This is a genomic window from Natrarchaeobius versutus (assembly GCF_041205745.1).
GTDB lineage: Archaea > Halobacteriota > Halobacteria > Halobacteriales > Natrialbaceae > Natrarchaeobius > Natrarchaeobius versutus.
On record NZ_JBGFCC010000001.1, the window covers coordinates 434,590 to 455,824 of the forward strand.

20 protein-coding genes are annotated in these 21,235 nt (G+C 64.4%); 11 read left to right on the plus strand and 9 right to left on the minus strand.

The features are described 5' to 3' along the window. Positions 1-13: 13 nt before the first annotated feature. Positions 14-1,987: an ATP-binding protein gene (locus AB7C87_RS02185; protein WP_369727762.1), complete on the plus strand. Its 1,974-nt coding sequence runs from the start codon at positions 14-16 to the stop codon at positions 1,985-1,987. Positions 1,988-2,164: 177 nt separating this feature from the next. Here AB7C87_RS02185 and AB7C87_RS02190 read toward each other — a convergent pair whose 3' ends face one another. Continuing rightward, entirely contained in the window at positions 2,165-2,938 is a 774-nt protein-coding gene (locus tag AB7C87_RS02190) for an ABC transporter permease (protein WP_369727763.1), read from the minus strand. Then, the gene (locus AB7C87_RS02195) at positions 2,935-4,020 is read right to left on the minus strand and encodes an ABC transporter ATP-binding protein (protein WP_369727764.1); all 1,086 of its coding nucleotides are present in this window, start codon (positions 4,018-4,020) and stop codon (positions 2,935-2,937) included. Before AB7C87_RS02195 ends, AB7C87_RS02190 begins: the two co-directional genes overlap by 4 nt. Positions 4,021-4,153: 133 nt before the next feature. Between AB7C87_RS02195 and AB7C87_RS02200 the strand changes: the two genes are divergently transcribed. Both AB7C87_RS02200 and AB7C87_RS02205 read left to right on the plus strand, forming a co-directional pair. Further along, positions 4,154-5,110 carry a TIGR03557 family F420-dependent LLM class oxidoreductase gene (locus AB7C87_RS02200; protein ID WP_369727765.1) on the plus strand — a complete coding sequence of 319 codons (957 nt, stop codon included), beginning with the start codon at positions 4,154-4,156 and terminating at the stop codon, positions 5,108-5,110. Positions 5,111-5,238: 128 nt separating this feature from the next. Beyond that, positions 5,239-6,237: an aldo/keto reductase gene (locus AB7C87_RS02205; RefSeq protein WP_369727766.1), complete on the plus strand. Its 999-nt coding sequence runs from the start codon at positions 5,239-5,241 to the stop codon at positions 6,235-6,237. 56 nt (positions 6,238-6,293) lie between these two features. Here the strand turns inward: AB7C87_RS02205 and AB7C87_RS02210 are convergent, their stop codons facing one another. The 3 genes from AB7C87_RS02210 to AB7C87_RS02220 form a co-directional block, all read right to left on the minus strand. After that, positions 6,294-6,929 carry a DsbA family protein gene (locus tag AB7C87_RS02210; protein ID WP_369727767.1) on the minus strand — a complete coding sequence of 212 codons (636 nt, stop codon included), beginning with the start codon at positions 6,927-6,929 and terminating at the stop codon, positions 6,294-6,296. Positions 6,930-7,021: 92 nt separating this feature from the next. Beyond that, the gene (locus tag AB7C87_RS02215; RefSeq protein ID WP_369727768.1) at positions 7,022-8,443 is read right to left on the minus strand and encodes a heme o synthase; all 1,422 of its coding nucleotides are present in this window, start codon (positions 8,441-8,443) and stop codon (positions 7,022-7,024) included. Between the two features lie 280 nt (positions 8,444-8,723). After that, the gene (locus AB7C87_RS02220; RefSeq protein WP_369727769.1) at positions 8,724-9,050 is read right to left on the minus strand and encodes a DUF7111 family protein; all 327 of its coding nucleotides are present in this window, start codon (positions 9,048-9,050) and stop codon (positions 8,724-8,726) included. Positions 9,051-9,148: 98 nt separating this feature from the next. Here AB7C87_RS02220 and AB7C87_RS02225 point away from each other — a divergent pair, with 98 nt between their 5' ends. The 3 genes from AB7C87_RS02225 (at position 9,149) to AB7C87_RS02235 (ending at position 10,928) form a co-directional block, all read left to right on the plus strand. Next, entirely contained in the window at positions 9,149-10,048 is a 900-nt protein-coding gene (locus tag AB7C87_RS02225; protein WP_369727770.1) for a DUF3267 domain-containing protein, read from the plus strand. A 96-nt stretch (positions 10,049-10,144) separates the two neighbouring features. Next, positions 10,145-10,438, plus strand: a complete 294-nt coding sequence (locus tag AB7C87_RS02230) for a PadR family transcriptional regulator (protein ID WP_369727771.1) — start codon at positions 10,145-10,147, stop codon at positions 10,436-10,438. A 169-nt stretch (positions 10,439-10,607) separates the two neighbouring features. Then, positions 10,608-10,928 carry a hypothetical protein gene (locus AB7C87_RS02235; RefSeq protein ID WP_369727772.1) on the plus strand — a complete coding sequence of 107 codons (321 nt, stop codon included), beginning with the start codon at positions 10,608-10,610 and terminating at the stop codon, positions 10,926-10,928. A gap of 54 nt (positions 10,929-10,982) precedes the next feature. Here the strand turns inward: AB7C87_RS02235 and AB7C87_RS02240 are convergent, their stop codons facing one another. Beyond that, positions 10,983-12,128 (minus strand): acyl-CoA dehydrogenase, encoded by a 1,146-nt coding sequence (locus tag AB7C87_RS02240; protein WP_369727773.1) that lies wholly within the window; start codon positions 12,126-12,128, stop codon positions 10,983-10,985. A gap of 152 nt (positions 12,129-12,280) precedes the next feature. Between AB7C87_RS02240 and AB7C87_RS02245 the strand changes: the two genes are divergently transcribed. After that, positions 12,281-13,327, plus strand: coding sequence for a phytoene/squalene synthase family protein (locus tag AB7C87_RS02245; protein ID WP_369727774.1), 1,047 nt, complete (start codon positions 12,281-12,283; stop codon positions 13,325-13,327). 32 nt (positions 13,328-13,359) lie between these two features. On the opposite strand, the gene AB7C87_RS02250 is transcribed toward AB7C87_RS02245, so the two are convergent. Next, complete coding sequence (locus AB7C87_RS02250) at positions 13,360-14,214, minus strand: 3-hydroxyacyl-CoA dehydrogenase family protein (protein ID WP_369727775.1); 855 nt, start codon at positions 14,212-14,214, stop codon at positions 13,360-13,362. A gap of 168 nt (positions 14,215-14,382) precedes the next feature. Between AB7C87_RS02250 and AB7C87_RS02255 the strand changes: the two genes are divergently transcribed. The 3 genes from AB7C87_RS02255 to AB7C87_RS02265 all read left to right on the plus strand — a co-directional run bounded on the left by AB7C87_RS02255 (position 14,383) and on the right by AB7C87_RS02265 (position 17,066). Further along, positions 14,383-14,979, plus strand: a complete 597-nt coding sequence (locus AB7C87_RS02255) for a DUF7409 domain-containing protein (RefSeq protein ID WP_369727776.1) — start codon at positions 14,383-14,385, stop codon at positions 14,977-14,979. Between the two features lie 438 nt (positions 14,980-15,417). After that, positions 15,418-16,206, plus strand: coding sequence for a class I fructose-bisphosphate aldolase (locus AB7C87_RS02260; RefSeq protein WP_369727777.1), 789 nt, complete (start codon positions 15,418-15,420; stop codon positions 16,204-16,206). Beyond that, positions 16,206-17,066 carry a class 1 fructose-bisphosphatase gene (locus tag AB7C87_RS02265; protein WP_369727778.1) on the plus strand — a complete coding sequence of 287 codons (861 nt, stop codon included), beginning with the start codon at positions 16,206-16,208 and terminating at the stop codon, positions 17,064-17,066. The genes AB7C87_RS02260 and AB7C87_RS02265 overlap by 1 nt, the downstream gene beginning before the upstream one ends. Before the next feature lie 145 nt (positions 17,067-17,211). Here the strand turns inward: AB7C87_RS02265 and AB7C87_RS02270 are convergent, their stop codons facing one another. Together AB7C87_RS02270 and AB7C87_RS02275 are read right to left on the minus strand one after the other, a co-directional pair. Beyond that, positions 17,212-17,601: a DUF8119 family protein gene (locus tag AB7C87_RS02270; RefSeq protein ID WP_369727779.1), complete on the minus strand. Its 390-nt coding sequence runs from the start codon at positions 17,599-17,601 to the stop codon at positions 17,212-17,214. A gap of 4 nt (positions 17,602-17,605) precedes the next feature. Then, complete coding sequence (locus tag AB7C87_RS02275) at positions 17,606-18,763, minus strand: hypothetical protein (protein ID WP_369727780.1); 1,158 nt, start codon at positions 18,761-18,763, stop codon at positions 17,606-17,608. 612 nt (positions 18,764-19,375) lie between these two features. On the opposite strand from AB7C87_RS02275, the gene AB7C87_RS02280 reads away from it, so the two are divergent. Beyond that, on the plus strand, positions 19,376-21,154 hold the full coding sequence (locus AB7C87_RS02280) for an acyl-CoA carboxylase subunit beta (RefSeq protein WP_369727781.1): 1,779 nt from the start codon (positions 19,376-19,378) through the stop codon (positions 21,152-21,154). The last annotated feature ends 81 nt before the right edge of the window (positions 21,155-21,235 follow it).

Sequence of the window (21,235 nt, forward strand, 5' to 3'; positions counted from 1 at the left end):
TAGAACAGTCAAAATGGGGTCGTCCAACGGAGCCGAATCGGACCTCGACCGACGAATCCGCCAACAGCAACTGCTGGCGGAGCTCAGCGATCTGATTCTGGAAGAACCCACGCTCGAGGAGCTGTTCGAGCGAGCGACCGAAACCATCGTCGAGACGCTCGGGGTCGACTCGTGTGTGGCTCTCGAGGCGCGAACGGACGACCGATTTCGCTCGAAGGGAATCGACGCTCCGACCGACGAGGGTTGCGAGACAACGGTCGTCCTCCCGGATCCAAACGCCCGGGTTCGACGGGCTTTGACCGCCGACTCCCCTGTCATCGTCGAGGACGTTCGAACGGACGATCGGATCTCCGATTCGGATCGGGTGGCCGAACACGATGTCCGGAGCGCGATCAGCGTGGGGGTCGGGCCGGAGGAAGATCCCTGGGGCGTCCTCGACGTACGCAACGAGACGCGAACCGAGTACACGGACGCCGACGTGACCTTCGTCAGAACCGTTGCGAACGTTCTCGCATCGGGGATTCAACGCGATCGAGCGAACCGACGACGCAACGAGGAGCGAGCGTTGAAGGACGAAATCATCGAAACGAGCCCGGTCGGAATCACGCTCATCGATTCAGACGGGATGAACGTCTTCGCGAACGAGCGTGCCGAGGAACTGCTCGGACGGCCCCTAGAGGAGTTGCGATCGTACGCACACGACGACGATCGGTGGAACCTGGTCGACGAAGCGGGCGACCCACTCGCCAGTAGCGAACTCCCGTTTTCAACCGTCAAAGAGACCGGAGAGCCGGTCTACGACGAGGTCGTCGGTATCGATCTCCCCGATGGAACCCGCGTCTGGCTGTCTACTCACTGTAGCCCGCTGTTCGACGCCGACGGCTCGTTCGACGGCGCGGTGTATGCGGTCCAGGACATCACCGAACGAAAACGTCTCGAGACCAGACTCGAAGAGATCCTCGGGCGGATCGACGACGCGGTCTGTGCGTTCGACGAGGAGTTTCGGTACACGCACGTCAACGAACGCGCGGAGGTACTCCTCCAGCGTTCGGAGGCCGAACTACTCGGGGAACGACTCTGGGAGCAGTTCCCGGAGACGGCCAACGAGGACGTCGTCCGCGAGAGCTTCGAGACGGCGATGGAAACTCAGGAACCGACCAGCTACGTCCACTACTTCGACCTGGCCGATCGCTGGCTCGAGGTGACGATCTACCCCTCCGAGACGGGAGCGTCCGTCTACTTCCGTGACGTCACCGAACGAAAGGAGTACCGTCGGCGCCTCGAGGAGTCGAACGAACGCCTCGAGCAGTTCGCCTACGCGGCCTCCCACGACCTCCAGGAGCCGTTGCGGATGGTCTCGAGTTACCTTCGGTTGATCGAGGATCGCTACGACGAGGAGTTAGACGAAGACGGCCGGGAGTTCATCGCGTTCGCCGTCGACGGTGCCGAGCGGATGCGGGAGATGATCGACGGGCTATTGGCGTTCTCGCGGGTGGAGACTGCCGGTCGGCCGTTCGAACCCGTCGACCTCGAAGACGTTCTCGCCGACGTTCGCCGGGATCTACGGTTCCAGATCGCGGAAGCTGATGCGGAGATCACTGTCGAATCGCTTCCACGCGTTTTAGGCGACGGCAATCAGTTACGCCAGATCTTTCAGAACCTGTTGTCGAATGCGATCGAGTACGCGGACGACGAGCCACCTAAGGTTCACGTCTCCGCTCGCCGCGACGGTGACGAGTGGATCCTGTCGGTGAGCGATGAAGGCATCGGTATCGATCCGAGCGATACGGATCGAATCTTCGGCGTCTTCGAACGACTCCACCCCGTCGACGAGCGCTCCGGAAGCGGAATCGGCCTCGCGCTCTGTGAACGCATCGTCGAGCGCCACGGTGGCGACATCTGGGTCGAGTCCGAACCTGGAAAGGGGTCGACGTTCTCGTTTTCGCTCCCGATCCATTCCCGGCCGGAGCCAGCAAATCGGTCGTGAGTGACCGCCTCGACCGCCGACTTCGAATGGACCATCTGCCGTCAGTTCCGCCACACCTCGAACCGTGTGTGTCGGTATCTGGGACAGCGATCCCCCTCGTACGGACTGTTATGAGTCAGTACCGGTCGATCGAAAAACGGCGAGCGATCGGCCGACAATCGGTCAGAGCAGACCGTCTCAGTCCGTTCGTGGGATCGACCGCGCGCCGAGGGCGAACGCGACGACCGCGATCACCGCGAGGACACCGAGATTCGCCAGTGCGGGGTCGACGCCAGCGACCGCTGGCGCGTTCGCTTCAGGATAGGTCGCCGCCCGAACGCCCCGAGCGAAGTACGTCAGCGGCGAGAGTTCGACGAACGGCCCGAACCAGCCGGGCAACTGCTCGAGCGGGACGAAGGTCTCGGAGAGAAAGAGCAACGGGAGGCCGATCGCGTTGCTCGCGGCGACGGCGCCGTCCTGGGAATCGGTGTAACTGCCGAGCATCGCCCCGACGCCGCAGAAACAGACGACACCGACGAGGACGTACGGAACGAGCAACGGCGAGAGGACGACGTCGGCGCCGGTCAGTACGATCACGAGGACGAGGATGAGGACGCTCGCGAGGCCGATGATGGCCGCGTTCACGAGCGTCTGAGAGAGCAACCACTCGCCGCGAGTCAACGGCGTCGTCGCCAGCTTCTCGAATCGATTGCCCTCGCGGTGGCGGGCAACCTCACTTCCCATCCGCGAAAGCGGGGTAAAGAGGACGACGACGGCGAGGTATCCCGGCACGTAGTAGGCCGCGGGTTCGGCGAAGAGCCCGCCACCAGTCGGATCGGTCTGGACCAACGCGCCGAAGATGACGATCAGGATCACCGGGAAGAAGAACGTAAAGAAGACGGCTGTCCGTCGACGGACGAACGATCGCCACCCGGCGTTCGTCTCCGCACGGACGCGCTCGAGTCGAGTCACGCCGTCTCACCCGTCGTCGGTTCGTCTTCGGACGGCTCGTCGGAGTGGCCGGTTCCGGACGTCCCGTCGGTGACCGACCCGCTTTCGGCCGGATCGTCGTCGGTTCCCGGAGCATCGTTCGCTCCGCCGGCATCCCCGTCCGAGGCGTCGGTCCGATCGAGTTCGGCCTGCGCCGCGAGTTCGAGATAGACCTCCTCGAGACCGGGCTCAGCCCACTCGAGTCCCGAGTACGCGATTTCCCGTTCCTCGAGGTAGTCGACGACGGTACCGATGTCGCGAGGGGTGACGGTGCGGACGACGATCGGTTCCTCGTCGCTCGAGTGGCCGTTTCGCTCACGCTTCGGCGTCGGACGGTCGACCGGGTACGCCAGGTCCTCGAATGCGGGTGGGTTCGCGGTCGTCTCGATCGTCAACCGGCTCGAGCCGCCGTGTTCTTCCACGAGGTCTGCCGGCGTTCCGTCGGCGACGAGTGCGCCGTCGGCCAGCAGTCCGACCCGGTCGGCCAGCCGCTCGGCTTCCGCCATATCGTGGGTCGTGAGGACGACGGTCGTCCCGCCCGCGGAGAGCGATTCGATCAGGCGCCAGACCGTCCGTCGGCCCGCGGGGTCGATACCGGTCGTCGGCTCGTCCAGAAAGAGGATTTCCGGATCGTTGACCAGCGTCGCACCGACGCAGACTCGACGCTGTTGTCCGCCGGAGAGGTCCTCGTACCACGTTTCGCCGGCGTCCGCGAGGCCGACGTCGGCGAGCACGTCACCGGGATCGCGCGCGTCGTCGTACAACCCAGCGTAGTAGGTGAGCAACTCCCGTGCGGTGAGCCGATCCGGGGGAGAAAACGCCTGCGGGAGGACGCCAAGCCGGTTTCGATCGATCGTCGTCGGGGACGCCTCGAGCACTCGTGCGGTTCCCGAGTCGGGCTCCGTCGTCCCCGTCAACGCGCGAACGAGCGTCGTCTTTCCGGCCCCGTTCGGTCCGATCAATCCGAAGATCTCGCCGCGTTCGATCGCGACGGAAACGCCCGCCAGAGCGACCGTCTCGTCGTAGGATTTGCGAAGCGCGTTCGCCTCGACGACGGCTTCCATGCGCGTCGGTATCCATCCGGCGCGGGTAAGGGGTTCGATTCTCGCCGGAACGTCGCTGTCGGCGAGTGCTCGAGGCGCGTTCTTGCCGTCGCAGGCTCAACCGTTACCGCCGCGGTCGTGATAGACGAGTCGCATGGTCGAACTGGGGTACACCCTCTCGAGTGAGGAGCACGGCCCGATGGAGCTCGTCGAATACGCCCGCCGCGCCGAGGCGATCGGATTCGATTTCGTCTCGATCTCGGATCACTTTCACCCCTGGATCTCGGCGCAGGGGGAGTCGCCGTTCGTCTGGTCGACCCTCGGCGCGATCGCGGCGGCGACCGACGAGATAGACGTCGGCGTCGGCGTCACCTGTCCGACGATGCGAATCCATCCCGTCAACGTCGCTCACGCCGTCGCCACCGTCGCCGAGCTGTTCGACGGCCGCTTTACGTTCGGCGTCGGCACCGGCGAGAACTTGAACGAACACGTCACCGGCCACCGCTGGCCCGAACACGACGTCCGCCTCGAGATGTTGGAGGAGGCGATGGACGTCATGCGCGAACTCTGGACCGGCGAGACGACGAGCCACCGCGGCGAACACTACACCGTCGAGAACGCCCGGCTCTATACGGTTCCCGAGGAGACGCCGGAGACGATCGCGAGCGCGTTCGGACCGCAGACTGCTCGGTGGGCCGCCGAATACGGCGACGGCCTCTGGTGTTCGGGGCCGAAAGGCGACGTCGTCGAGGCGTATCGGGACGCGGGCGGAGACGGGCCCGCGTACACACAGCTTCACACGTGTTACGCCGAAACCGAGGACGAGGCGATCGACACCGTCCTCGAGTACTGGCCCAACGGCTCGCTTCCGGGCGAACTCAGCCAGGAGCTTCCGACCCCCGCTCACTTCGAACAGGCGGCCGAGATGGTCGACCGCGAGGACGTCGCCGAGTCGGGCACGACGACCGATCCGGATCCCCAGGCACACGTCGAGAGCGTAGAGCGGGCGATCGACGCCGGCTACGATCACGTCTACGTCCACCAGATCGGCCCCGACCAGGAGAGCGCCCTCGAGTTCTACGAGGAAGATGTGTTGCCGTCGGTCCGGTAGCGCTGCTGTCGGCCCCGTAACGTTCCATCGATTCCGCACTCTCGAAAGTGTACGACAGTTGTACTTACTTCCACGACGAATTCACCGGTTCCCGACCCGTTTTACTTCCCGCGGAGAGACCTCGGTGTATGGAGTACACCACGCTCGGAAACACTGGCACGACAGTCTCTCAGCTCTGTTTCGGTACCTGGCGCTTCGGGATGGAATCCGGCGGCGTCGTCGAAACCGACCGCGAGGAAGCCCACGACCTCCTCGATACGGCCTGGGATAACGGAATCAACTTCATCGACACCGCGAACGTCTACGGCAACCCGAACGGCATCAGCGAGGAGTGGATCGGCGAGTGGCTCGAGGACCACGACCGGGAAGACTTCGTCGTCGCCTCGAAGGTGTACTTCCCCTTCGACGGCTGGGGCGAACCCGGCCCGAACGACTCCGGCCTCGGGCGCAAGCACATCCGCGCTCAGATCGAAGGCACCTTACAGCGCCTCGGAACGGACTACCTCGACCTCTATTACATCCACCGCTGGGACGAGAACACGCCCATCCGCGAGACGCTTCGAACGCTGACGACTCTCGTCGAGGAGGGGAAGGTCCGCTACCTCGGCGCGAGCACGATGGCCGCCTGGCAACTCACGAAGGCGCTGTGGACCGCAGACGTCGAGGGACTCGAGCGGTTCGACGTCACCCAGCCGATGGTCAACGCCGCCCAGTACGACGAGGTCGCCGACTACCTCGACGTCTGTGCCGATCAGGATCTCGCGGTCTGTCCGTACTCGCCGCTGGCCGGCGGCTTTCTCACCGGCAAGTACGACCGCGCCGAGGACGGCTCCGTCGAGGCACCCGACGGCTCCCGTGGGAGCTTAGACGAGATGTTCGACGAGTGGTACACGACCGAACAGGCCTGGGACGTCCTCGAGGCCGTCGAGGCGGTCTCCGACGAGGTCGAGGCGACCCCCGCTCAGGTCTCGGTCCGCTGGCTCATCGAACAGGATCAGTTCACCTGCGTCCCAATCGTCGGCGCTCGAACCCCCGAGCAACTCGAGGAGAACGTCGGCGCGGTCGAGATCGAACTCACCGACGACCAGTTCGAGCGGATCGACGAGGCACGTTCCCTCGAGCGGTAAGCGTCGCTCTTTCACGAACGCCACACGTTTTCACACCCAAATCGCCACCGATACCGTCAGGTCGCGTCGTCGATCTCGGCGGCGATTTCGTCGAACTCGAGCGGATCGTCTACGATCTCTCCGTCGACGACGATCGTCGGCGTCCGCTCGACGCCCGCTTCCTCGCCGCGGTCCCAGTCGGCGGCGAGCGTCGGGTAGTACGTCTCGTCTGCGAGCGCACTCGAGACGGCGTCGGCGGCGTCGACCGTCTCCGCGAGGGTCACGAGGGCGTCGTCGCTCCAGTCGTCGTGGTCCATGACGGCGGATTTGTACTCGAAAAACGCCCCGTTCCGGTCGCCGTCGATCCCCGTCTCGGCCTGGACGGCACGGGCCGCGTTGGCCATCGCGACGGACTCCTCGGCCGCTTCGACGGGAAAATCGAAGTGGCGGTACGTGATCTCCCCCGACTCGAGGTACGACGACTCGAGTACCGGATAGACCTCCTCCTGAAACTCGTGACAGTACCGACAGCCGAGGTCCTCGTAGACGTCGACGGCCACGTCGCCGGACCCGAGCGTCGGCGTCGGAAGCTGTGAGTCGGCGTCGACGCCCGCGAGGTCGTCGGGTCTCGACGCCTCGAGCAGGGAGCTACAGCCGGCCACCGCGGCGGCTCCACAGCCGACGGCGGAGACGAGAAACGCGCGGCGATTCATGTCCCGAACTACGAAATCGGCCCGGTTAGGGGTGTCGCTATCGACCGAAGGCGACGTCGAAGACGGTTCGATCGGAGGGCTCGAGGCGACGGTTACAACACGAGCGCGTCGACGACGATAACGACGAGTGCGGCGCCGAGGAAGGCGTTGGAGGCGTGAAACGCCCGAAACGCCGCGGACTCTGTCTGCTCGAAGTGAAGCGAGACGGCGGCCCAGAGAAATATCCCGCCGAAGATCGCGACCGTCGCGGCGTACAACACGCCGAGATCTGTGATCCAGGCGAGGCCAACCGTGCCGACGAGCGTCGCCGCGATGTAGTAGACGATGTGTTTTCGCGTCTCCGTCTCACCGCGGACGACGGGCATCATCGGGAAGCCGCCGCGTGCGTAGTCGTCACGATAGGCCAACGCGAGGTTGTAGAAGTGCGCCGGCGTCCAGAGGAAGATGACGCCCGCGAGTGCGAGCGCGGGGAGGCCGATCTCGTTGGTGACGGCGGCCCAGCCGATCAGCGCCGGCAACGCGCCCGCGGCGCCGCCGATGACCGTGTTCTGGACGGTGTTTGGCTTGAGCAACAGCGTGTAGACGACGCTGTAAAAGAGGATCGCCGCGAGTCCGAGCGCCGCGGCGAGTGCGTTGATCGTCAGGAAGGCGGCCATCGAGGCGACGGTCAGCCCGAGGCCGAAGACCATCGCGTTCCGCACCGGGATCAGGTCGGTCGCGAGCGGCCGGTCCGCCGTCCGGGACATCCGCTGGTCGACGTCGCGCTCGAGAACGTGGTTGAACGTTCCCGACGCGCCGATCGCGAGCACGCCGCCGCCGAGGGTCGCGACGATCGTCGCCGCGTCGAGGGCCGGCCCGGCGGCGAGAGCCATCCCCGCCGCGGCGACCAGACAGAGCAACCACATCAGCCGCGGCTTCATCATCTTGAAATACGCGAACGCGGTGAGTTTCGCCCTCGGAAGGCCACCCGAGGGAATCGACCGTTCGCCAGTCACCGCGTCGGGTTCGATCGGTTCCGGCTCCGGAGAGGTGATCGCGTCGTCGTCGCTTCCCGTGGCGATCTCGAGGTCCCAGGCCAGCGCGAGGACGACGGCGGTGAAGATGACGATGCCGAGTCCGAGGTGTAAGCCGGGGGTGATCGCGGCCGGTCCGAGCGTCGCGGTCGCGGCACCGATCGCGACCTGGACCGCGTACAGAATCGCGCCGACGACGATGGCCGCGCGGACCCGCGTCGCCGCGTCGCCGAGGACAGCGGCGACTGCGGTCATCGCCACGAGTATGCCGACGACGAGCGCGGTGAGACGGTGTCCCCATGCGATCGCGAGTTCGGTTTGATTCAGCGGGTCTGCAGGCGGGTGACAGGTCGGCCACGTCGAACACGCCGAGGCGGCGTCCGTAAGCGACGTCGTCGCGCCTGCGATCAAAAGTAAGTAGACGCCGAGTGCCGTCGCTGCCAGCAGTCCGGAGAACCGCCGACGCGTACGGATCGGGCGGGGAAACGAATCTGGAGCCACGACTGTTCTCGTCTGAACCTTCGCCTCCGCGTATTTATGATTCCCGTTTTTGACGGCCCTCGAGGGTACACTCGCACAGATCAGTCCGTTACCCGGGCGAACCCGTTCGGTCCTGGAAGACCCGTACTATCGGACGTATGACAATTGGTCGCGCTCCCGCGATTGTTCCCCTCGAGGATGGCTCCAGGCCTCGTTCGTTCTGCTGGGCAACACAACTCGAGCGGGTTCCCGACTGTCGTAACTTCGCGACCGACTGCTCGCTGACCGCCACCCGGCGGTATCACATCCCCATATCGCTTGCGGCGTCCGGCACCGGAAGTTCGTGGGGGGAGACGCCGAGCAGTTCGGCGACGTGATCGAGCGCCATGTCGAAGCCGTAGTAGCGCTCGAGTTCGTCTCCGTCGACGGTCGGTCGAACCGTCAACATGGCGTAGCCGTCGCGATTCTGGGCGATCGCCGCCGTCGCCCCCGGAGTCGATCCGACCTGCTGGTCCGTTCCAGACGTTCCCGTCTTACCCGTCGCCCGAAACTCGAGGAGTCGTTCCGTCTCGGTTTCGTCGTAGTTCGCCACGATCCCGTTTTTCTCCGCCGTTCGATCCTCGATCATACGCGACCGTCGGTGGCCGACCACCGGGAACCTGTCGATCCCTCCCGACGGCGATCGATACCGACACCGATTTTTTGCCCGCCTCTGGAGTCGGGGTCGTGGACCGAACGACCGTCGGCAACACGAACCGGCCGCTCGCGACGATACGGCTCACGTCCGAGGTTGCCATCGCGTGGCTCGTCGTCTCCGTCGTCGGCTTTTTCGTCTCCGCCTACGCGTTCGGGCACGTCATCGCCGTGGCACACGGACGATCGCTCGAGCCGATCGTGATCGCGCCGCCGTCGCCCGCGGGAACGCTGGTCCTGATTCTCGCCTCGAGCGTACTCGTCGCGCTGGTCGTCGTCCTCCACGAGACGATCCACGGACTCGCGATGGCCCGATTCGCCGACGCGCCGCGGTTCGGGATCGGCGTGTCACACTTCCTCTTGCCGTACGCCTACGCACAAACGGAGGGATCGAACTACACGCGAACGCAACTGGTCGTCGTCTTGCTCGCACCGTTCGTGACCATCACGGCGGGTGGCCTCGCAGTTTTGCTCGTCTACCCGACGCCGTTGCTTCTCGTTCCGCTCGCGGCCAACGTCGCCGGTTCGGTCGGCGATCTCTGGCTCGCCGCCGCATTGTGTCGGTACCCCGCCGACGTCCGCGTCTCCGGACTCCCCGACGACGAGCTTGGCTTCGGGATCTACGCGCCGCCGGATCGGCGAGCCGAACTCGAGCCCGAAACGTCGCTCCTCTCGACGATGATCGCGGGCGCGGTCGGAACGCTCACCCTGGTCGTGGCGACCCTCTTCGGCGTCGTTCTCCTCTCGCTCGCGTTCGGGTCGGGAACCGTCGTGATCGGGCAATCCGACGGACCCTGGTTCCTCCTTCGCCACGAGCTTCGAACCCACGGTCGCGGCGCCCTCCTCGAGATCGGGGCCCCGTTCGTCCTCGCGCTCACGCTGGCTGGTGGAGTCCTCTGGACGATCGTCGGCACAGTTCGCCGGATTGCGTGATCGGCCGTCGCGCCACCACAAACTACGAACGAGAAGCGCGACTCGCCGATCGTCCGAAACCGTAACGTTCGACCCCGTAGATCCCGATCTATCGATATGAGCAAGTGGCTTCAGAGCGGACGGCGTCGGGACGTCTGCGTTCTCCTCGTGGCAGACGGGCCGTTGCGCGGACAACAACTCAAATCTCGACTCGAGGCCCACTACGACGACCGCCTCGAGCCGAAGTCGTTTTACGGCTCGTTGTCGGCGCTCGTCGACGCCGGGTTCGTCGAGAAACGGACTGATGGAATCCACGACGTGTACGCGCTTACGGACGCGGGCGAACGACGGGTTCGGGAACACTTCGAGTGGGTTCGCGACTGCGTCGACGATCCGGACGGCGACCGATGATCCGCGACCGTCCCGTGATCCGGATTACTGTCACGATGTACCGACGCAACCGCCGGCTTGGTCGCGGTTGCGCCGGAAATGACCGACAGTAAACCGTATGAGGGGGAGTGACCGGTCGGGCGAATCGAGAAAACATATATGATCTTACGGTGACCGTTCTCCCACAACCGTGCTCCCGTTCCCACCCCTCATCTCCCGCGAATCGGTGCTCTCCGAGGACGACCTCCCGTTCACGTCGGCCTACCAGGACGCCGTCGTCTACGACGAGGCCACCTCCCAGGATCCCCTTTACGAGGGACCGATCATCGTCCACGCCAACGGCTGGATCGAACTCGAGGGCAATCGACTGCTCTCGCCGAGTGCGATCCACCACATCGACGTCTTCGACGACCGTCTCGGAGGCGACAGGGGCAACGCCGAAAGCGAACGACGGCCCGGCGACGGAGGGGGAACCGGCGACGAGCGAACGGGCCGGTACAGCCCCCGGTAATTCGACCGCAGTACCGGGCCTCGAGCGGTTGAGGCCAAAGCTCGAAGCTGTCGGTTACTGCTCGAGCAGTCGGTCGCCGATCGTGTTCCGTAACACTTCGCTCGTTCCCTCGTAGATCTCGTTGAGTTTGGCATCGCGGTAGAACCGCTCGGCGGGGAAGTCCTTCGTGTAGCCGTAGCCGCCGTGGATCTGGATGCCCTCGTTGGCGACTTCCCGGGAGACTTCGGAGGCGTAGAGTTTGGCCTGGGCGGCCTCCGTTATATATTCTTCCCCGCGGATTTTGCGGTCGGCGGCCCGGTGCATGAGCATCCGAGCGGCCTGGATCTTCGTATCCATGTCGGCGAGTTTGTGTTTGATCGACTGGAACTCGCCGATCGGCTGGCCGAACTGCTCGCGCTCGGTTGCGTAGTCGCGCGCTTCCTCGAAGGCCGCTCGAGCGATGCCGACCCCGCGGGCCGCGATGGTGATCCGGCCGCCGTTCAAGGTCTTCAACGCCTGGACGAATCCCTCGCCTTCCTCGCCGAGCAGTCGATCCTCGGGGAGACGCAGTTCGTCGAACCGGAGCTCGGCGGTCGGACAGCCCTTGTCGCCGAGTTTATCCTCCGTCCCTTCGAGGATGAAGCCCTCGTCCGCTTCGGGACGGACGACGAACGAGGAGATTCCCCGGTTGCCGGCGTCGGGATCCGTCTTTGCAAAGAGCGTGATGGTGTCGGCGACGGAACCGTTGGAGATCCACAGTTTGTGGCCGTCGACGACGTACTCTTCACCGTCGCGCTCGGCCGTCGTCTCCATCGCCGGCACGTCGCTTCCCGCTCCGGCTTCCGAGAGCGCGAACGCCCCGATATCTCGTCCCTCGGCCAGCGGCGTGAGATACTGTTCTTTCTGTTCCTCGTCGCCGAACTCGAGGAGCATGTTCCCTGCGAGCGAGGTGTGTGCGGCGACGACCGTCCCGAGGCCACCCGACCCACGGGAAATCTCCTCGAGGCCGATCGCGTACGAGTGATAGTCGAGTCCCGCACCGCCGTACTCCTCGGGAAACGGCATCCCCATCAGACCGAGGTCGGCCATCTCGTCGACGAGGTCCCGCGGGAACTCGTCGGATCGATCGATCTCGTCGGCGACGGGAACGATCTCCCTGTCGACGAACTCGGAAACCATCTCCCGGATCTGCATCTGTTCGGGCGAGAGCGCAAAGTCCATACCAACGATACCGTCCGGCCGTCCTTCACTGTTGGTGTACGACGGGCTCGTTCAACTCTCTCGGTCGTTTCCGACAGTTTATGTTGGAAATCAGAACATCCAGCCGGGACCGGACTGTTTTTCCCGCATGCGCCCAAATGGGGAGCCAGTAGATGACCACCGGAGAGACCGAATTACCAACCAACACCGACATCGAATGGTGTTACGACGCGGTTCACGGCGTCTCGCGGACCTTCTCGATCACGATCGATCGACTCGAGGAGCCGATGGCGAGACATATCTGTCTCGGATATCTCCTCTGTCGTATCGCGGATACCATCGAAGATGCGGGACACATCCCGCCGGGGACACAGGCAGAGCTATTGACCGAGTACGACCGACTCCTCGACCCCGCAGACGATCTGGCGGTTTCGTCGTTCATGGACGACGTCGAGCCCTGGATTCCCGACGATCCGAACGACGACTGGACGGTCGTCGCCGAAACGCCACGAGTTCTGCAGACGTTCGAGTCTCTCGAGGACGAGCCCCGCGAGATCATGCGCGAACCGGTCCGCGAACTCGTCGACGGCATGGCGATGTTTACGGCTCGATACGCCGACGAGGGCGGACTCCGCCTCCAGACGCTCGAGGAACTCGAGGAGTACTGCTGGTACGCCGCAGGCACTGTCGGGACGCTCATCACCGGCCTCGTCGCCCGCGGGGCCTCTCCCGAGCGTGCCGAGGAGATGCGCGCAAACGCCCGCTCGTTCGCGTTGCTCTTGCAACTCGTGAACATCGCCAAGGACGTCGACACCGACTACCGCGAGGAGAACAACGTCTACCTCCCCGCCGAGTGGCTCGAAGAGGAAAACGTCGAGATCGAGCGCGTCACCCACGAAGAAAACCACAGCGGCGTCACGAACGTGATCCGCCGCGTGACCGGCCGCGCCGAGACCTACCTCGACGACGCACAGCGCTACCTCGAGGTCGTCCCGGAACAACACGGAAACTGCGTCTCGGCGTGGGCGATTCCGTACCTGCTCGCGGTCGGAACGATGCGCGAACTCCGGGAACGGCCGGAGGACGTCGTCCGCGAGGGCGACGTGAAGGTGCCTCGAGCGGAGGTGTACGCGCTCCTCCAGCAGTTCGAGGAGGGAGTCTCACGTCGCCGACTCGCCGACCTTCGCAACGAGATGGCGGAGGAACCGCTTCATCAGTGACTCCGTCGGGTCGGTCGTCACAACGGTCCCCGTCAGTCGTACTCGTAGAACCCTCGTCCGGTCTTCTTCCCGAGGTCTCCAGCTTCGACCTTTCGCTTGAGGAGGTAGGCGGGTTTGTACCGATCGCCGAGCTCCTCGGACAGAGTCTCGGAGGCGTGTAAGCAGACGTCGAGTCCGATGTGGTCTGCGAGCGAGAGCGGTCCCATCGGGACGTTGGTTCCGAGTTCCATGCCGGCGTCGATATCTCCTTTCGAGGCCACGCCCTCGTCGTAGGCGCGGATTCCTTCGTTGATCCAGGGCATCAGGATCCGGTTCGTGACGAACCCGGGTTTGTCGTCGGACTCCCACGTCGTCTTCTCGAGGGCGTCGGCGATCTCGTGGGCCAGATCCGTCGCCGCGTCGGTGGTCCGTTCGCCGACGACGACCTCGACGCCTTCCATCAGCGGGACGGGGTTCATAAAGTGGAGACCGACCACCCGCTCGGGGTGGTCGAGATCGGACGCGATCGACGTGATCGAGAGCGTGCTCGTGTTCGTCGCGAGCAAGACGTCCGCGTCGCAGACGTCCTCGAGGTCGGCGAACACCGCTTTTTTGACCTCGAGGTCCTCGAGGACGGCCTCGATTACGAGGTCGCAGTCCTCGAACGCCTCGAGTTCGGTCGTGCCCTCGATCCGGTTTCGAATCGTCTCCGGGTTCTCCTCGAGCGCGTCCTTCGAGTCGAGGCGTTCGAGGCTATCCTCGACCGTTTCGAACCCGCTCTCGACGAACGCGGATTCGACGTCGCGCATCACGACTTCGAAGCCGTGGATGGCGCCAACCTGTGCGATTCCACTCCCCATCGTTCCCGCGCCGACGACGCCGATCCGGTCGATTCGATCTCGAACCATACACTCGAGTTCCGCAGTCACGACCGTAAACGTGCTGGGGGACGTCGATTCCGAACCCGGTGTCGCCTGGAAACGAACGGTACCGATCCGAATCTGTCGGGCGATTTTACGGAAATGGCTTCTCGAGGATAAGTTTCAAGACCGGACGGTGAGAGATACCGGTAATTGGTGAATCGCGTGAGCAACGAACAGGTCGTGGGCGATCCCGACGAGGCCGACACAGCATCCGGCGAATCAGAGTCCGGCGGATCCGAGATCGAATCCGACGAGCGTGAGGCGCTCGAATCGGCCGGTGTCGATCCCGCCGCCGTCGCGGCGAAAGAGTGTTCGTATCGGATGCTACTGGACGAGGACGTCGACGAGTCGGTGGCGGACGCGCTTCGCAGACGCTTCTCGCTCCCGTGGTCGTTCGAGACGGACGGCGATCTGGACCGGCGATCGGACGAAGTGCGCGGACTCGGCGAGGCCGAGCGCGCCTGGATCGCGGCAAGCGAAGACGACGGGTGGCAGGCGTTCGATCACGCCAAGTCTCGTGCCGTCGAATCGGAGGACGAAGAGGAGACGGAACGACCCTGGCCGCGGCCAACGCCGGTTCGGGCGGTCGCTGGCGTCGGTCCCGACGACGCGGAAGCCCTCGCCGAGGCGGGAATCATCTCGGCGGAGCGGCTGGCGACGATCGACGCCGCGGAGGTCGCCCGGCTTCTCAACCTCGACGTCCTCCACGTCAGGACCTGGCGGTACAACGCACGCGAGTTGATCGACTGATACGGTCTGCTGTACCGATGTACCGGTGCAACCGCAGGACGACTCGCGGTTGCACCGTCAATGACGGACAGTAGTCCGTATGAGACCGACTTCGATTGAATCCGACTGCTGTCGGCAAGTTGAAACGGACCCCTGTCAGTTGGATGCGACACGTCGCATCCGTCCGCCGCTGGTATCGACAGATCGGGACGACAACCAGTCTGAAGCCGATTGCTTCGACCGGCGATTCGAGACGCTGACTGACGCTCTAGGTATGAGTGAGCCGGGATCCGCAGATGTCGGTACCGTTCGAATCTGTGATCGACCGTCAGGGTTTCCGTACTGTCGTCGCTCGACGTCGTATCAGTCCCCCTATCGAAGATGATTACTACTCAAATGAGTAATTTCGATAATTAGGATCACCAGAGATTTATAGCCGACTGTTGGAGGATCTACCAGATGATTCCGATCGACGATTCCCCCATCGTCCGCGACGGTAAGTCACTGATTCTCGCGATGGATCACGGCCTCGAGCACGGGCCGGTCGACTTCGAGGAGGTGCCCGAGAAACTCGATCCGGCGGCCGTCTTCGAGACGGCGACCCACGACGCGGTCACGGCGATGGCCGTCCAGAAGGGTGTCGCCGAGGGCTACTATCCGAGCTACGAAGACGACGTCAACCTGCTCGCAAAACTCAACGGCACGTCGAACCTCTGGATGGGAGAACCGGACTCGCCGGTCAACTGCTCGGTCGAGTACGCCGCCGAACTCGGCGCCGACGCGGTCGGCTTCACCGTCTACAGCGGCTCGAATCACGAAGTCGAGATGTTCGAGGAGTTTCGCGACGCCCACGAGACCGCCCGAGAGTACGACCTCCCCGTCGTCATGTGGTCGTACCCGCGGGGACAAGGGCTGAAAAACGACACGAAGCCGGGCACGATCTCTTATGCGACCCGCATCGCACTCGAACTCGGTGCCGACATCGCGAAGGTCAAGTATCCCGGAAGTCCCGAGGCGATGGAACACGCCTGTCGGGCCGCCGGCGATATGAAGGTCGTCATGAGCGGCGGATCGAAGACCTCCGACTACGAGTTCCTCTCGACCGTCGAAGCCGCCGTACAGGCCGGGGCGAAGGGTCTCGCCGTGGGCCGTAACGTCTGGCAACGCGAGGATCCAACCCGTATCCTCGACGCCCTCGAGAAGGTCATCTACGAGGAAGAGACCGCCGACGCCGCACTCGAGTCATAATGGGAAGCGACGCCGATCCGGTCGAGGGCGTCGTCGCGACGATCGCTCGCTCGGCGAGCGAGATCCGTCAAGGACTGGTCGGTCGCCGGGGAAAATCCGACCGCGAGAATCCAAGCGGCGAGACGCAAGCCGAGGCTGACGTCTGGGCCGACGAGTTACTCGCAGATCGACTGACGTCGATCGACGGCGTCGCCCAGTACGCAAGCGAGGAGCGATCCGACGTCATCGACTGCGAGGATACGGCCTACTGCGTCGCCGTCGATCCGCTCGACGGCTCCTCGAATCTCACGTCCAACAACACGATGGGAACGGTGTTCGGCATCTACGACGAACCGCTCCCCGCGCCGGGGTCCGCACTCGTCGCGGCGGGGTTCGTTCTCTACGGCCCGATCACGACGATGACGTACGCCCGCGACGGGACGGTCACGAAGTACGAACTCACCGGGGGCGAGCGATCGATCGTCGAATCGAACGTGACCGTCCCCGACGATCCGCTCGTCTACGGTTTCGGCGGACGAGTCCCCCACTGGACCGACGGTTTCCGGGAATACGTCCGCGAGATCGAGTCCAACCCCGACCACAAGCTCCGCTACGGCGGTGCGATGATCGGCGACGTCAACCAGGTGCTGACCTACGGCGGCATCTTCGCCTATCCCGCTCTCGAGGACAGCCCCCGCGGAAAGCTCCGCCTGCAGTTCGAGGGGAATCCGATCGCGTACGTGATCGAGTCGGCCGGCGGCCGATCCTCCGACGGCGATCGATCGATCCTCGAGATCGAACCGACCGACGTCCACGAGCGCGTCCCGCTTCACGTCGGCAACGCCGAACTGATCGAGCGACTCGAGGACGCACTCGCGTAGGTCTCCCCCCGATCTCTGATGCGTAGGTCCGCCCTCTGATTTCTGGGCCTGGCTCCGATGCCACCACCCACGGTCGGACCGTCAGCCGGAACACGATCCGTCCGGGCGTCGATCCGAGGAGAAGCGACGGACGCGGCGGTTCTGTCTACTGGTTTCGCCTTCGACCCCACGGCGCGGTCACGCTGACGTAGAGTGCGACACCCACGACGAGCGCCGCGTAGAACGCCCATCGCGGCCAGGGACGCCCGAGAAAGAGAAGCGTCAGGAACAGAACCCAGAGCGCGATCACGACTGCGTCGAGAACGATACGGGCTCCGACGCCGAGTACGGCCCCGACGCCACCGGAAGAGCCAGTCGAAGCGTCTCTCTGGCTGTCTCCCGGAGCCACGTCGGACCCGCTGGGCCGAGCGGTCACTCGTCCGGTTTCCTCGGGGCCAGTTGTTAGCTCGTTCGATCCACTTCCTGACTCCGGTGAGAGATCCGCTTTCGGCGTCTCGGACTCCGAGACGCTCGATCGATCGTCGTGTTTTGTCATATACCTAGAAGTGATAGCCGTGACGTTCGGTCAGTCTGTACGCGGATACTCCCCAGACGTAACTCTGTCCCGGCCACCAGGTACGGGCATTGTTGAAACCGGCGACGAGGACGTCTCCGTCTTCGCCATCGGGGTCGGGATGGTAGCTCACCGATCCGCTGTCCCCGTCGGTGAGATCCATCTCTCCCCCCCAGCGGATCTGCCCGCGCCGACAGAAGTCATCGGTGAAGCAGGTGACGGCGTCGATTCCCTGGATCCGTCCCGTCGTGTGGCCGGTCAGCGCTCCGACCTTCTCGAGTTCCTCGCCTCGGGCGACGAGATCGGCGAGACCGTACTTGGTGTACTGTCCCCGAACCCGCGCGGTCGACGGGCCAACGATCCGACTCGAGGGAAGCGCCTCTCCGCCCGGTTCGACGACGGCGACGTCCTCAATCGGGTGGGATCGGACGACGGTTCCCAACTCGAGAGTCTCTCCGCCGTTGGTCGGGAGTCTGAGCATCTCGCCGTCGGGATTCGACGCCCCCTTGAACGCGTGCTCCGCGGTGACGAACAACGGCCCGTTCGCGTCCGGATGATACAGCGCCGGTGCGAGCGTCGCCATACTCGAGGGAGTTTCACAGGCAAATCCACTGGGAACGAGCTCATCCGGGAGCCCGTCGATCAGCCTCGGCTCGGTAAACTCCGGGCCCTCTTCCATACTCTCGAGGCGAATAATCCCCTCCGTGTCGATCGAGACGCTCTCGGCGAACTCCTCGATCATTTCGGGGACCGATTTGCCTTCACTGGAGACGCCGACGGAGACGCTCGCGCTCGCGCTGTCGTAGTCACCGGGAACGACGGCGCTCCCGAGATATCCGGTAAACGCCACCCTGGCCAACAGCTCGTTGAGCTCGAAGGCTTTCTCGACGGTGGCGTACCACTCAGCAGGGACCGAACGGGTTCGTTCCTGAAGCGAGGACGGATCGTCGGGGTCGTCCCTGACGAGCGCCGTGACGATCGGGACCTCACCGTCGTCAGCGGCGAGAAAGTCCTCGACGCCGAGGAAATGTGCCACTCCGACGGCGTAGCCGCCAGCCCCGACGGTCCGAAGGAATTCGCGACGATCCATTCCCGACTCGAGGCGATTACGAAGCGTTGTGAGACGGTGGACGAGTTCCTCCATTGAATCCCCTGGTTCGACACCGGATCGGCGTCGATGCCCACTGCGTCCCGTTCGACCAAAGCTAACGTTCACGTACACGGGGCAGTCGTTCGCTACCGGAACCTACCGCCAATTCGTCGAAGGGCGTTCTGCCTGCAACTGCCGTTTGCCGTTTCTCGGGCGGCCAACTCGATCGTACCATCGACAGTCACTATCGCAGTCGTCCCAGGACGAACACTCCCGCGCTCGGGTCGGCGCCAGTAGTGGCGTGGTGGTGGTTTGTGTGCGCACGGGGAGAATCGTTCACCAGCCGCGATATAATAACTGGACTACTGAACGCAAGCGTTGGTGTATGCCATCCGACAACGATCGGCCGTCTCCGTGCTGGTGACCACGGAGGCACGATCCACTCTCTGGAGGCCCGCGCTCCCCGACACCCCTCCTCTCCCCCACCATCTTCGATGGGGCCGACCACGGTGATCGACTCGCGCGGGCCACTCTCCTCTCCGGACCCCCACGCTCCGTCGACGCAGTCGCCCCCGATTGGTCCCTCGCTGACCGCCCGAGCGATTCGTCGCCGCTTTGCGCCCAAATTCGCGCTGGCTTTTTGTCCCTCTCCATCGACGAACTGATATGAAAGTCCGCATCGCCGCGGAAGCGACCGACGACGAGGCATCGGCCGTCGCCGCCGCGTTGGCCGAACACGTCGGCGACACTGTCGAGGTGTACGTCGGCGACGGAGACGAGCCGACGGTCGTCCACGAGTTCGACGACGGTTCGACGAACCGATCCCACCCGGATCGGGAGCCACCCGAGGAGACGGACGCGGACCTCGAGCCGACCGATCGGGAGCGGCGGCTTCGCGAGGAGATCGAGGACATCGCCGAGGGCGGACCCAAACGGTATCGGGACCAACTCGAGGAGGGGGAGAAGCTGTTCGTCCGGGATCGACTCGAGCTGTGGTTCGGCGGCGAGGACGACGAGTTCCTCTTCGAGGACGGGCGGTTCGCCGCGTTCGACGACTGGCATCCCGACGGAACGGGCGAGGAGACCGACGACCGGCTCCCGGCGGACGGGCTCATCACGGGTGGGGCGACGTTCGAGGGGCGGGACGTTCACTTCATGGCCAACGATTACACGGTCAAACGCGGAAGCATGGCCGCGAAGGGCGTCGAAAAGTTCCTGCGGATGCAACAGCGGGCGTTGAAGACCGGGCGGCCGGTGTTCTACCTGATGGACTCCTCCGGCGGACGGATCGACCAGCAGACCGGTTTCTTCGCCAACCGCGAGGGAATCGGGAAGTACTACTACAACCACTCGATGCTCTCCGGGCGGGTGCCACAGATCTGCGTGCTCTACGGTCCGTGTATCGCCGGCGCCGCCTACACGCCGGTGTTCGCCGACTTCACCATCATGGTCGAGAACATGTCGGCGATGGCGATCGCCTCGCCACGGATGGTACGGATGGTCACCGGCGAGGAGATCGATCTCGAAGAGCTAGGCGGACCCAAGGTCCACGCCAGAGAGTCGGGGTCGGCGGATCTGATCGCCGAAAACGAAGAACACGCCCGCGAACTCGTCGCGCAGTTGATCACCTACCTCCCGGACAACGCAGACGAAAAGCCCCCCCGCGGAGAGCCGAGGCCGCCAGCCGACTCACCCACGGGAATCGACGCCGTCGTCCCACAGCACCCAAACGAGGGCTACGACATGCTGGACGTCGTCGACCGGGTGGTCGACAGCGGTTCCTACTTCGAGTTACGCCCCGATTACGGCGCGGAAATCCTCACCGCGTTCGCCCGGATCGACGGCCGACCGATCGGCATCGTCGCCAACCAACCGGCCCATCGGGCGGGAGCGATCTTCCCCGATGCCGCCGAGAAGGCCGCGGAGTTCATCTGGACGTGTGATGCGTTCAACGTGCCTCTGCTCTATCTCTGTGACACCCCCGGCTTCATGGCCGGCTCGCAGGTCGAGAAAGATGGGATCCTCGAGGCGGGCAAGAAGATGATCTACGCGACGTCGTCGGCGACGGTGCCGAAACAGACGGTCGTCGTCCGAAAGGCCTACGGCGCCGGGATCTACGCGATGGGCGGGCCGGCCTACGATCCCGAGAGCGTCATCGGCCTCCCCTCGGGAGAGATCGCGATCATGGGTCCCGAGGCGGCGATCAACGCCGTCTACGCGCGAAAACTCTCGGAGATCGACGATCCCGAGGAACGAGAGCGACGCGAGCGCGAACTGCGCGAGGAGTACCGCGAGGACATCGACGTCCACCGGATGGCGAGCGAGGTGGTCATCGACGAGATCATCCCACCGAGTGAGCTTCGCCAGGAGCTGGCCGCCCGTTTTGCGTTCTACGAGGACGTCGAAAAATCACTCCCGCGAAAGAAACACGGCACGATCATCTGAGCGCCGCCGCTCGAGTCGAATCTCGCGTCGACAGATACCGTCGGACGCAGTTCCCTCGCGGACCGTCCCGTTTTCCCGCCG